This is a genomic window from Paenibacillus sp. D51F (assembly GCF_053345695.1).
Window position 1 is genome coordinate 38608 of sequence record NZ_JBKFAO010000012.1, and the last position, 11737, is coordinate 50344.

12 protein-coding genes are annotated in these 11737 nt (G+C 59.2%); 11 read left to right on the forward strand and 1 reads right to left on the reverse strand.

Going from position 1 to position 11737, the window contains the following annotated elements:
• Nucleotides 1-8: 8 nt before the first annotated feature.
• The 7 genes from ACLBWT_RS19005 to ACLBWT_RS19035 all read left to right on the forward strand — a co-directional run bounded on the left by ACLBWT_RS19005 (nt 9) and on the right by ACLBWT_RS19035 (nt 7823).
• A complete protein-coding gene (locus tag ACLBWT_RS19005) occupies nt 9-791 on the forward strand; it encodes an ABC transporter ATP-binding protein (protein ID WP_447664758.1) in 783 nt (260 codons plus the stop codon).
• On the forward strand, nt 788-1804 hold the full coding sequence (locus tag ACLBWT_RS19010) for an SAM-dependent methyltransferase (RefSeq protein WP_447664692.1): 1017 nt from the start codon (nt 788-790) through the stop codon (nt 1802-1804). The genes ACLBWT_RS19005 and ACLBWT_RS19010 overlap by 4 nt, the downstream gene beginning before the upstream one ends.
• A 125-nt stretch (nt 1805-1929) precedes the next feature.
• Nucleotides 1930-3492 carry a serine/threonine-protein kinase gene (locus ACLBWT_RS19015; protein WP_447664693.1) on the forward strand — a complete coding sequence of 521 codons (1563 nt, stop codon included), beginning with the start codon at nt 1930-1932 and terminating at the stop codon, nt 3490-3492.
• Nucleotides 3493-3636: 144 nt separating this feature from the next.
• Complete coding sequence (locus ACLBWT_RS19020; RefSeq protein ID WP_447664694.1) at nt 3637-3879, forward strand: hypothetical protein; 243 nt, start codon at nt 3637-3639, stop codon at nt 3877-3879.
• A 176-nt stretch (nt 3880-4055) separates the two neighbouring features.
• The gene (locus ACLBWT_RS19025) at nt 4056-5615 is read left to right on the forward strand and encodes an ABC-F family ATP-binding cassette domain-containing protein (protein WP_447664695.1); all 1560 of its coding nucleotides are present in this window, start codon (nt 4056-4058) and stop codon (nt 5613-5615) included.
• Nucleotides 5616-5754: 139 nt separating this feature from the next.
• Nucleotides 5755-6453: a response regulator transcription factor gene (locus tag ACLBWT_RS19030; RefSeq protein ID WP_447664696.1), complete on the forward strand. Its 699-nt coding sequence runs from the start codon at nt 5755-5757 to the stop codon at nt 6451-6453.
• The gene (locus tag ACLBWT_RS19035; RefSeq protein ID WP_447664697.1) at nt 6450-7823 is read left to right on the forward strand and encodes a HAMP domain-containing sensor histidine kinase; all 1374 of its coding nucleotides are present in this window, start codon (nt 6450-6452) and stop codon (nt 7821-7823) included. The genes ACLBWT_RS19030 and ACLBWT_RS19035 overlap by 4 nt, the downstream gene beginning before the upstream one ends.
• A 93-nt stretch (nt 7824-7916) precedes the next feature.
• Here the strand turns inward: ACLBWT_RS19035 and ACLBWT_RS19040 are convergent, their stop codons facing one another.
• Entirely contained in the window at nt 7917-8399 is a 483-nt protein-coding gene (locus ACLBWT_RS19040; protein WP_447664698.1) for a C40 family peptidase, read from the reverse strand.
• Between the two features lie 197 nt (nt 8400-8596).
• On the opposite strand from ACLBWT_RS19040, the gene ACLBWT_RS19045 reads away from it, so the two are divergent.
• The 4 genes from ACLBWT_RS19045 to ACLBWT_RS19060 are packed head-to-tail and all read left to right on the forward strand — an operon-like array spanning nt 8597 to nt 11676.
• Nucleotides 8597-9457: a carbon-nitrogen hydrolase family protein gene (locus tag ACLBWT_RS19045; RefSeq protein WP_447664699.1), complete on the forward strand. Its 861-nt coding sequence runs from the start codon at nt 8597-8599 to the stop codon at nt 9455-9457.
• A 31-nt stretch (nt 9458-9488) separates the two neighbouring features.
• The gene (locus ACLBWT_RS19050) at nt 9489-10157 is read left to right on the forward strand and encodes a GNAT family N-acetyltransferase (RefSeq protein ID WP_447664700.1); all 669 of its coding nucleotides are present in this window, start codon (nt 9489-9491) and stop codon (nt 10155-10157) included.
• 41 nt (nt 10158-10198) lie between these two features.
• Nucleotides 10199-10867: a GNAT family N-acetyltransferase gene (locus tag ACLBWT_RS19055; protein ID WP_447664701.1), complete on the forward strand. Its 669-nt coding sequence runs from the start codon at nt 10199-10201 to the stop codon at nt 10865-10867.
• Nucleotides 10867-11676 carry an MBL fold metallo-hydrolase gene (locus ACLBWT_RS19060; RefSeq protein WP_447664759.1) on the forward strand — a complete coding sequence of 270 codons (810 nt, stop codon included), beginning with the start codon at nt 10867-10869 and terminating at the stop codon, nt 11674-11676. The genes ACLBWT_RS19055 and ACLBWT_RS19060 overlap by 1 nt, the downstream gene beginning before the upstream one ends.
• The last annotated feature ends 61 nt before the right edge of the window (nt 11677-11737 follow it).

Here is an 11737-nt window from a genome sequence, read left to right on the forward strand (position 1 = left end):
GCATGGCAATCATATCTTTGCAACATTTGAGGCTGCAGCGAGAGGAACGCGAGATTTTGCAGGACGTAAGCCTGACCGTGCAGCCGGGCGAGCAGTGGGTCGTGCTGGGCCGCAACGGCTCCGGCAAAACGACGCTGCTCGAAATGCTGACGGGATATATGTTCCCCACTTCCGGGACAGTCGAGGTGCTGGGCAACCGATACGGGGAATGCGATGTCCGCGAGGTCCGCAAGAGGATCGGCTACATCAGCCAGTCGCTCGTGGAGAAGCTGGCTCTTGCCGACCCGGTATGGGAAGTGGTGGCTACCGGGGAGTATGCTTTTTTGCGCTTTTATCAAGAGATCCCGGAAGAGGTGCGGGGCAAGGCGCTGAGACTCCTTGAGGAGTGCGGGCTTCGCCATGCCGCCCTGCAGCCGTTCGGAACGCTGTCGCAGGGGGAGCGCAAGAAAGTGCTGCTGGCGAGAGCGCTCATGAGCGACCCGGCCATCCTGATTCTGGACGAGCCTTGCTCCGGCCTGGACCTGTACGAGCGCGAAAAGCTGCTCGCGGAGACGGGCAAGCTTGGAAGCCGCAGCATGACCGTCATTTATGTCACTCATCATATGGAAGAAATCATGCCTATGTTTACTCATGTCGCCTTGCTGCAGGACGGGAGGCTGCTTGCTTCCGGACCTAAGGAGGAAGTGTTGTCGGAAAGCGTGCTAGGCGATGCCTATGAGCTTCCGTTGACGGTGGAATGGGCGCATGGCAGGCCTTGGATCAAAGTAGGAACGGATGGTGCAGCAGGTTGAGTCAGTGGATCGGAACAGCGAATAAAAGTTATGCGTCCTACGCGATGGAAGAGCTTCGGCGGCAGTTCGAAGGCATCTCCATCACGCAGCTTTCCCCAGGGGAAGCTTTTCTTTTCGAGGTGCCGCTTGAACAAGAGGCGGTGCTGGCGTCAATCAAGGCGGAGCAGCCGATTTTCCTTAGGCATCTGCAGCCCGTGGACGCGGTTCGGTCGATCTCGGCCGATGCGGACGATCTGGACTGGCTCAGCGATTGGATCCGGCTCTCTCGCGGCAAGCTCGAGGGCAAGCGTACAGGCGTCCACATCCGCAAAGCGGAAGGAAGCCCTTATCCTTATTCTGCGGCGGATACAAAAGCCGTTGCGGATGCGATGCTGGAGCAGTGCGGGGCGGAGCCGGAACAGAAGCATCCCGAGATTCTCGTCGCGGTATACGCATCCCGGGATACGCTGTATGCCGGCATCGGAACGCCTGCCGAGATGCTGTCGGATTGGCCGGGCGGAGCTGTACGTTTCCAGAAGGAAGAAGGACAGATATCGAGGGCCAAGTTCAAGCTGCTGGAAGCGGAAAGAGAGTTCGGGCTGAATTATGCCGCCTTCCGGAACGCGCTCGACATCGGCGCCGCCCCGGGAGGGTGGACGTCGCTCTTGCTGGAGCGGGGACTCCGCGTGACCGCTATCGATCCAGCCGAGCTCCATCCGTCGCTGCTGTCTTACCGGACCTTGACCGTGCTGCGCAAAAACGCGGCCGAAGTCAGCTTCCAGCCAGGCACATTCGACCTGCTCGTCTGCGATATGAGCTGGAGCCCGATGCAGATGACCAAGCTTGTCCTCGATCTCATCCCGGCGCTGCAGGAGGGCGGGACGGCGATCGTGACGGTCAAGCTGATGCATCGCAAGCCGCTGCAGACGATCCGGGAAGTGAAGAGCCGCCTTTCAACGGCGTTCGACATTCTCGGCGCAAGGCAGCTTTTCCACAACAGGGAGGAAATGACCCTGTATTTGAAGAAGAAATAACTCATCGATTTTATAACAAGCGGCAAGCGGGAAAGCATCCCGGCTATGCGCAGGCTCTCTTTGGAGATGCTGCGCCATAGCCGGGTTTTTGCATTCCAGGCCGGATATAGGGAGGCTGAGCGTTCATGGAAGAAGATACGGCTGATATTCATCCGCATCGGGATGGCTTGACTGCAGGCAGCTTGGTTGGCGGCCGGTATAGGGTGGCGGCGGAAATCGGGCGCGGAGGGATGAGCCGAGTGTACGCCGTGGAGGATACCCGGCTGAACAATAAATTAAGGGCATTAAAAATAAATGCAGCCAACCATGCTGCGCTGACGGCGGAGGAAGCCTTCATGCTCATGCGTCTCGAGCACCCCCACTTGCCTCAGCTCCTGGATTATTATCCTCCGAACTCGGCGTCCGCCGAGATGCTCGTCATGGACTACATCGATGGCCAGACTCTTGAGCAAGCGGTCCGCGCGCGGGGCAGAGGGCTGGAACTCCATGAGACGGCGGCGGTATCGCTGCAGCTGTGCTCGGCGCTGTCGTATTTGCATCGCCAGCAGCCTCCTGTCATCCACCGGGACTTGAAGCCGTCCAACGTCATGATCGACAAGGAGGGAAGGGTCAGGCTCATCGACTTCGGCATCGCTCGCAGCTACAAGCCGGGCAGCCGGTCCGATACGCGCCGTCTGGGAACGCCGGGTTTTGCGGCTCCGGAGCAGGAGTCGGGAGGACAGAGCGATTCCCGCACCGACGTATACGGACTTGGATGTCTCATTCGTTGGCTGATGATCGGAAGCGAGTCCCGCGATGGATTCCAAGCGAGGAGCGCAGGGGAACGGCTGCCTCCATGGCTCTTGAACATGCTGGAGCGGCGGCCGGAAGACCGGCTGCATTCCATGGAGGATGCGGCCAGGGAAATCCGATTATGGGCCGATAGCGCCGGCGCGGGCTTGTCCGGCAAGGGCAAGGCATCTGCATTCGGCCTTGCCGGAGGCGCTTTGCCCGGAACCGTGTCGGTGCTGTCTCTCTCACCGGGCAGCGGGGCGACGTTTTTGAGCCTGATGCTTGCTCGGCATTTGGAGGAGACGGGCCAGCCGTTCCAGCTGATCGAGGCTCCTGGAGGAGAGCCGGAATATTGCGCCTTGATCGGGAGTCCGGTGCTGCCGCCTGCGCCGGACGGGCCCGACCCTCGCTACCGGCGTCTCGGAAGCGTCCGCGCATCGTGGCAGGTGCTCCATCCCGAGCCTGCTCCCGCCGCGGCCGCCGATCAGGATGCGCGCTTCCGCCTGATGGCTTCGGGAGGCGGGGAGGGCGCCGTTATCGTCGACTGGTCCTCCCGCTGGCATGAAGTCGCCTTGGCGGAAGAGTGGGCTTCCGTTTCCGGGCTGCTCGTCGTCTGCGCGGATCCCAATCCCGCACGGTGGAGCAAAGCGAGGATCGCCGGCCTGAACCGGCTGCTGCGGATGCGGGAAGCTGCGGGGCTCCCTACGGTGTGGGCGGCATGCAAGGACGCTCCGTTTCCGGATAGGGCGGAATGGCTGGCGCTGCTTCCGGAAAAGCCGGCCATCGTAATCCCTTATTTGGAGCCGTCCGAATGGTACGCGCTGCTCTGGAGAGGGATGCCGCTGCCGCGAAAAGGGAAATCGGCCGCTGCGCTTCGCCAGGCATTGGCCGCTTTGTCGGAAATGCTTCCGGGATAGAGGATCAAAACGATTTCTGCATGGAGCTTCGTGATCCGAGTCCGTTTCAGGCAGCTGATGTCCTATTCCCTAGACAATGCAGACGCTCGCATTTTTTCTCCAATTTATGGTAAAATGACGAAAAGAGAAGCAGGAGGTGCGGTTATGAAAGCAGGCTATATTCTGATGGCGGCTCTAGGGATAGCCCTGATCGTTTTCGGGCTTTTGCCCATTGCTTATGCGCACCCTTACAACAGCGGCCCCGATTCCGGTCCAACAACCCGCTGGGAGCTGTTGCTGATGATTTCTTATGAAAACGGCACTGCGAGCGTCGCCATCGGCATTCTGCTCCTTCTGCTGGCGGCTTCGATGTTGTTCTTTTTCAACAAAAAAACGGCAGCGGCCTAGTCATCCGGCCGGACCTGCCGCAGGCGGCGGAATGTAATCCGCTTCCAACATGGCGATCATTGCCTCTTCGCGGAAGGGGGAGCCAAGAAGCCCCATAATGTGATACAATATCCCATTAGGAACCCTAATCGGGATATTTTCTCTGCATAAAGACAGGAATGGAGAATGGAACTTACATGAGCTTACTGACCGTTGAAAATTTATCGCATACATTCGGAGACCGCGTCCTGTTCAGGGACGTGTCGTTCCGCCTGCTCGCAGGCGAGCGCGTAGGATTGGTCGGCGCGAACGGCACCGGCAAATCGACGATGATGAATATCCTGACCGGCAAGCAGCTGAAGGACGAGGGCAGAGTAGAATGGACGCCTAAGATCCGTTACGGCTACCTCGACCAGCATACGAAGCTGGAAGCGGGCAAGACGATCCGCGACGTGCTGCGCGACGCCTTCGGGCCGCTGCTGGAGCTGGAGAAGGAGCTGAACGAGGTGACGGCCGCCATGGGCGAGCCGGACGCCGACCTGGACGTGCTGCTGGAACGCATGGGCGAGATCCAGGAAGAGCTCGAGATCGGGGATTACTACCTGCTCGACGTGAAGGTGGATGAAATGGCGAACGGCCTCGGGCTCAGCGCCATCGGCCTCGACCGCGACGTCACGGCGCTCAGCGGCGGACAAAGGACCAAAGTACTGCTCGCCAAGCTTCTGCTGGAGAAGCCTACGGTCCTACTGCTCGACGAGCCTACGAACTATTTGGATGATGAGCATATCTCCTGGCTGGCGAACTATCTGCGCAATTATCCCCATGCCTTCATTCTGATATCCCATGATACCGGCTTCATGAACGCAGTCGTCAGCGTCATCTATCACCTGGAATTTTCACGCCTGACCCGCTACACAGGCAACTACGAGAAATTCCTGGAAATGGCCGAGATGAATAAAGCCCAGCATCTGGGAGCATACGAGAAGCAGCAGGAGTTCATCAAGAAGCAGGAAGACTTCATCCAGCGCAACAAAGCCAGGGCTTCCACCTCCGGCCGGGCGAAGAGCCGCGAAAAGCAATTGGACCGGATCGAACGCATCGACAAGCCGGAAGAAGCGGGGAAGCCGACGTTCACCTTCAACGAAGGGCGGACGAGCGGCAAGACGATCTTCGAGGCGAAAGGCCTCTCCATCGGCTACTCGAGCCCGCTTCTTCCGAAGATGGACATGCTCATCGAGCGCGGCGACAAAATCGCCATCGTCGGCTGCAACGGCGTCGGCAAATCGACGCTCTTGAAAACCATTTTGGGCCGCATCGAGCCGCTCGACGGAACGGTTTACCGCGGCGATTACCTGCTGCCGGCCTACTTCGAGCAGGAAGCGAAGGCTCCAGGGCTGACGCCGCTCGAGGATGTTTGGAACGAGTTCTCTTTCATGAACCAGCATGAGGTTCGCGCGGCTCTTGCCCGCTGCGGCCTCAAGAACGAGCATATCACCCGCAGCCTGAGCCAACTGAGCGGAGGCGAGCAGGCCAAAGTGCGGCTGTGCAAGCTGATGCTGCGCGAGAGCAACTGGATCCTCTTCGACGAACCGACGAACCATCTGGACGTCGTAGCCAAAGCCGAGCTCAAGCGCGCGCTCCAGTCCTACCGGGGCACGATCGTCCTTGTCTCCCACGAACCTGATTTTTATGAGGATTGGGTGACGAAGACTTGGGATGTCGAAGCCTGGTCGATGGAGCAGCAGGCACAGAACTGATATAGGGCTTGCTGTTCAAGCGGGCATCATGAGATTCCGGCGGTCAGGATCCGTCGACCGCGGTTCCGGATCTTGACAGCCGTCTTGGCAGCCAGGCGGCGGCGCCGCCAATCTACCGGAAAGCAGGTGACATCCAAGAATGAATGAACGTGTGCTGGTTATCGAGGATGAAGAAAGCATCGCGCGCATCCTCCAGCTGGAGCTGGAGCATGAAGGCTATCATGTCGGCCATGCACCGGACGGGCGCAGCGGCTTCATGCAGGCATCCTCGGGAGAGTGGGACCTGGTCCTGCTCGACGTCATGCTGCCGGAGCTGAACGGCATCGAGGTGCTGCGCCGGCTCCGCCAGGCAGGCAATCCCATCCCCGTCATTCTCATCACAGCCCGGGATACGGTGCCGGACAAGGTCAGCGGATTCGAGCACGGCGCCAACGATTACATCACCAAGCCCTTCGCGATGGAGGAGCTGCTGGCGCGCGTGCGCAATCTGCTGCGCATCTTCCAGCAGAATCCGAAGGAATCCGAAGGCTCCGATCTGCTCAAGATCGGCGATCTGACGGTCGAGCTGCGCACGCGCAAAGTATTCCGCAAAGAGCTCGCCATCGACCTGACGCCGCGCGAGTTCGAGCTGCTCGTCTATTTGGCGCAGCATAAGAACGAAGAGAAGTCCCGGGAAGAAATCCTGTCCGAAGTATGGGGGTACGATTTCATGGGCGAGACGAATCTCGTCGACGTGTATATCCGGTACCTCCGCCAGAAGCTGGACAAGGGCTTCCGCCACAAACTGATCCATACGGTGCGCGGAGTCGGCTACATGATGAAGGAGCCGGAGGCATGACTCTCCGCAAGCGGTTCACCCTATTCACGATCTTCTGGCTCATCTTCATCCTCATCCTGTTCAACATCTTCGTCTACTTGTTCATGACGAAGATCACGACGCGCAGCGAGCAGCAGGTCATGATGAACAAGGTGAACCTGATTCTGGAGAACAACAAGCTGAACGACAAGACGCATCTGGCGGACGAAGGGCTGCTCAGGGAGTTCTACAACGTCAACGAGCTGATCCGGATCATCAGTCCGGAAGGCAAGACGGTCAATCTGCAGGGCTCCGATACCGACCTTCTGGCGCTCCCGGTCAAGTTCGTCGCCTACCGGGAGTCCGGGGAAAGGTTCGTCGGCAGCACGAGGGTTCTGTTCATGAAGGTGCCGCTGTATCAGGATTCCGAAATCATCGGCATGCTTGAGATCGAGCGCAAGCTCAACCTGCAGGACAGCTACATGAAGGTGCTCGTAGCGGCTTTGTCCGTGACCAGCATCGGCGCCATCCTCTTCGCGATCTTCGGCACGTACTGGTTCACCTCGAGGCTGACAGCCCCGATCCAGCAAATGGTGCAGACGATGAGGGAGATCGACCGCAGCGGCAAGCTGCGGAAGATCGAGATGGGAGACAAGGAGGAGTCGGCCGAGCTGCTTCAGCTCCTTCGCGCCTTCAATCAGATGATCGAGAGGCTGGACCGCACGTTTGCCCGTCAAAAGCAGTTCGTCGCGGATGCGTCGCATGAGCTGAAGACGCCGCTGACCGTCATCGTCAGCTACGCGGGCATGCTGAAGCGCTGGGGCCGCGACGACGCCGCGGTCCGCGAAGAGGCGATCGATGCGATCGCCAAGGAGGCGGAGCGCCTGCAGAACCTCACCAAGTCGATGCTCATGCTGGCCGAAGCGGAGCAAGAGGATTGGCTGAATCTGGAGACGTTCGACGTCGTGCAGATGGTCGACGAGATGGCCGGCATGCTGCAGGCGACGTTCCAGCGCCCGATCCGGGTCCATACTTCCGCAGGCGGACTGAAGATGTCGGGCGACAAGGACAAGATCCGCCAGCTGCTCGTCATCCTGCTGGACAACGCCATCAAGTACAGCAAGGAGCCGATCGATGTCACGGTGAGCGCGGTCAAGCAGTCCGTGCGCGTCCAGGTGACGGACAAGGGCATCGGCATTCCCGAGAACGAGATTCCTTATCTGTTCGAGCGGTTTTACCGCGTGGACGGGGCGCGGGGCCGCACGACCGGCGGCGTCGGACTCGGGCTGTCGATCGCCAAGAGAATCGTAGAGCTTCATGAAGGGCAGATCGACGTGTTCAGCAAGCCGGGCAAAGGAACGACGATTACGTTCCAATTCCCGCAGACGCTGAAAGGAAACGGCGGCAGGTAGCGCTGCGGCCTCATGGCCGCAGGGAAGCAAAAAATCCGCATCGCCTTCGGTAACGAAGGCGATGCGGATTTTTTATCATTCGTAAAAGATTGTCTACAGGATGCGCTTGGCGGTGACGTAGTGATTGTTCCAGTAAGAGGTTCCAAGGCTGGAGATCGTCACGCCTGTTTTGCCGTATGTGTGCAGGATCTTGTTGGAGCCGGCGTAGATGGCGACGTGGCCGATGCTCTTGCCGGAGCTGCCGGTGAAGAAGACGAGATCGCCTTTGCTGAGATAGCCGCGGGTCACCTTGACTCCTTTGGCCGCCTGCTGGGTAGAAGTCCTTGGCAGGGAGACGCCGGTTTTCTTGTAGACGTATTGAGTGAACGAAGAGCAATCGAATGCGTATGTAACGCCGCTTGGAGCTCCGAGGCGGTAAGGAACGCCTAAGTACTGCTTGCCGTAGGAGAGAAGCTTTTCAGCCTGCGGCGTCGCGGCATGTGCTGTCGATGCAGAGCCAAGAGCGAGTCCCGACACTCCAATGACAGAGCATAGGCCGATGTTCATGATTGTTTTTTTCCATTTGCTTGTGCGCATGTCTTGTGGTGTCCCTCCATCATGGTGTACGTTGAATATGTTGTGTTGCTTACAAAAAGGATCATAACACACCTTTTGTATCCTAATCATTTCCAGAAAGAAAGAAAACCCAACCAAATCGCGATGCAAAGGGCTTTATGAGAATACGATGAGAATCCTCTCATAATTGGTTGGCTGTATATTAAAGGAGGTTAATAATGAAATTCCGCGTAAGTGCGGTCCAGTATGAGCTGGCCGATATCGATTCCTTTGACGAATTCGCCGCTCAAGCCGCCCATTATGTCCGCAACGCCTCGGAATATGGAACCCAGTTCGTGCTGTTCCCGGAATTCATGACGACGCAGCTCCTCAGCATCAGAGGGGAGGATGGCCAAGCGCAGGGCATACAGTCGCTGCCGGATTTCACGGAGGCGTACGAAGGGCTGTTCGCCGGCCTTGCTCAGGAATACGGCATGTACATCATTGCAGGCACCCACGTCGTCCGCACGGCGGAAGGCAAGCTGAGGAACACGGCGTATTTGTTCGGACCCGACGGGAGCATGCGCACGCAAGCCAAGATCCATCTGACGCCGACCGAGGTGGAGGAATGGAACATGTCCGCCGGAGACGGCCTGGAAGTGTTCGACACTCGGTACGGCAGGATCGCGATGCTGACTTGCTACGACATCGAGTTTCCCGAAATCGTGCGCATGGCCCGGGCCAAAGGGGCGGACGTCATCTTCTGTCCTTCCTGCACGGATGACCGCCACGGCTTTTACCGCGTGCGCTACTGCTGCCATGCCCGGGCCGTCGAGAACCAGGTCTATATCGTGGCGACCGGAACGGTCGGTTCCTTGCGCCGGGTAGACTTCATGAGAGCCAATTACGGCCAGGCGGCCGTCATTACTCCGAACGATATTCCGTTCCCTCCGAAGGGCATCATGTGCGAAGGCACGGAAAACCGCGATATGCTGATCGTGGCCGACCTTGACCTGTCCTTGCTCGAGGACGTCCGCCGGAGCGGATCCGTAACGACATGGAGAGACCGGCGTACGGATCTGTATGGAGATTGGAGCTGACAGAAGCGGGGGAGAAGGAAGGAATCATCGGATGCTGAAAAAACTCTACGTGATCCACGCAGGCAAGCCGGTAGAAGCGACGATTCGCCGCTACGGCCTTGAAGATGCGGAGGGGTTGATCCGGGTGCAGGAAGCGAGCTTCCCGCCTCCTTATCCTCAGGAGCTGCTCTGGAACCGGGAGCAGATCCGCGAGCATGCAGCCCGCTTCCCGGAAGGAGCTCTATGCGCCGTCGTGCAAGGGGAGATCATCGGGTCCATGACCGGCATGCTGACGGATGGAAGCCTCGCCGGAAGCCATGACTGGGCAACCGTAACCGACGGCGGCTATATCCGGAATCACGATCCGGAGGGGGACACCCTCTATGTCGTGGATATATGCGTCCGGCCCGAGTACCGCAAGAGCGGCATCGGGAAGTGGCTGATGCAGACGATGTACGAAACGGTCGTGCATCTAGGCAAGGGAAGGCTGCTTGGCGGCGGACGTCTGCCGGGCTACCATCGTCATGCCGCCGAGCTTAAGCCCGAGCAGTATGTGGCCGCCGTGCTGAAGGGCGACCTCCATGACCCGGTTTTGTCTTTTCTGCTTCGCTGCGGCAGGATGCCGGCCGGGATCGCGGAGAACTATTTGGAGGATGAGGAATCATGCCACTATGCCGCCCTGATGGAATGGCGCAATCCGTTCCTCATCCAGGAGTCTTAAGAACAGATCGTAATGAAACCGATAAGGAGTTGATCATAACCATGGAATTCCACCGCATCGTGTCCATTGAAGATCCGGAGTTCCCCAAGCTCCACCGCCTGCTGCAGGAGGTGTTTCCGCCGGAAGAGGTGCTCGCCTACGACCTGTGGCGGGAGCCGCTGCTCGACCCGTCCATCCATGTCTGCGTCGCCCTGCATGAGGGCGAGGCGGTCGGCGCCACGGAATACCGCTATTATCCGGACATGCGCGTCGCCATGACGGATTTCACGATCATCGGCCGGCCGGGTCTCGGCATCGGGCGCTTCCTGATGCGCAGCCGCGAGCGGGAGCTGGACCGGCTGGCCAAGCAATCCGGGGCGGAGCCGCTCGGCATGTTCGCGGAGATCTACGATCCTTACCGCACCGGGCATGAATTCGGAGGCGTCAGCCCGATGAATCCGATCGTCAGGCGCGAGGTGCTGTCCCATATCGGCTACAAGCGCCTGGATCTCGCCTACGTCCATCCTTCCTGGGATTTGGAAGGCGGAGCGGTAAGCGGCCTTGACCTCGGCTTCCTGCCGAAGGACGAGCGGCAAGACGAGATACCGGGAGCTCTGGCTGCGCAGTTTCTGGAAACCTACTATTCGGCGATCGAACGCAAGCCCCAGGAATGGTACGACATGATTCAGGGCATCCGCGATCGGGAATCGATCGCCCTGCTTCCGCTCTGATGGCTTCCGCTCCGGCGGTGCTGACCTTCCTCGGAACCGGCGATTCGCTTGGAGTGCCGAGGGTTTATTGCAGCTGCCCCGTATGCGAGGAAGCAAGAACGACGGGCAGGAACAGGAGGCTGCGCTCCCTCGTGCGGATCGACGGACTTGAAGGCGGCGGTTCTCCGGACGATGTGACGCTGATCGACTGCGGACCCGATTGGGGCAGGCAGATGGAAGCGGCCGGGCTGCGCTCGGTCGGGAGAATGCTGATCACGCATGCCCACTTCGACCATATAGGCGGTCTCGTGGAATGGGCGGATGCATGCAGGTGGACGAAGCAGCGGGGCATGGCATACGCTCCCGCCGAAGTCATCCCCGATATTCTGGCCCGCTTTCCCTGGCTGGACCGATGGATCGATTTCACGCCGATCGAAGAGCCGCTCGTGATCGGCTGCTGGAGCATTCGAAGCTGGCGTGTCCATCATGGACATAACGGCTATGCGTACGCCTATCGGTTCGACCATGGCGAGACAGGATACGCCTGGGCGTACTGTTCCGACTCCATCGGCCTTGACAATATGCAGAAGGAGCCGCTGCGCGGCGCCGATCTGATCGTGCTCGGGACGAGCTTTTACCATGAGCCCTATCCTTACGCTGGACGCTCCGTATACGACGTCACGGAAGCTCTGGAGCTGCGGGAGGAGCTGCAGCCGGGCGAAATGCTGCTGACGCATATGTCGCATGATATCGATCTGCGCCGTCCATACGGCTTGCCGGACAACGTGAAGTATGCCGAGGCGGGAATGCGCCGGATTCTCGATAAATAGAAGCCAAAAAACAAGCAGCCCCCGACGATGCGGCATCCGCATTCGTCGGGGGCTGCTTGTT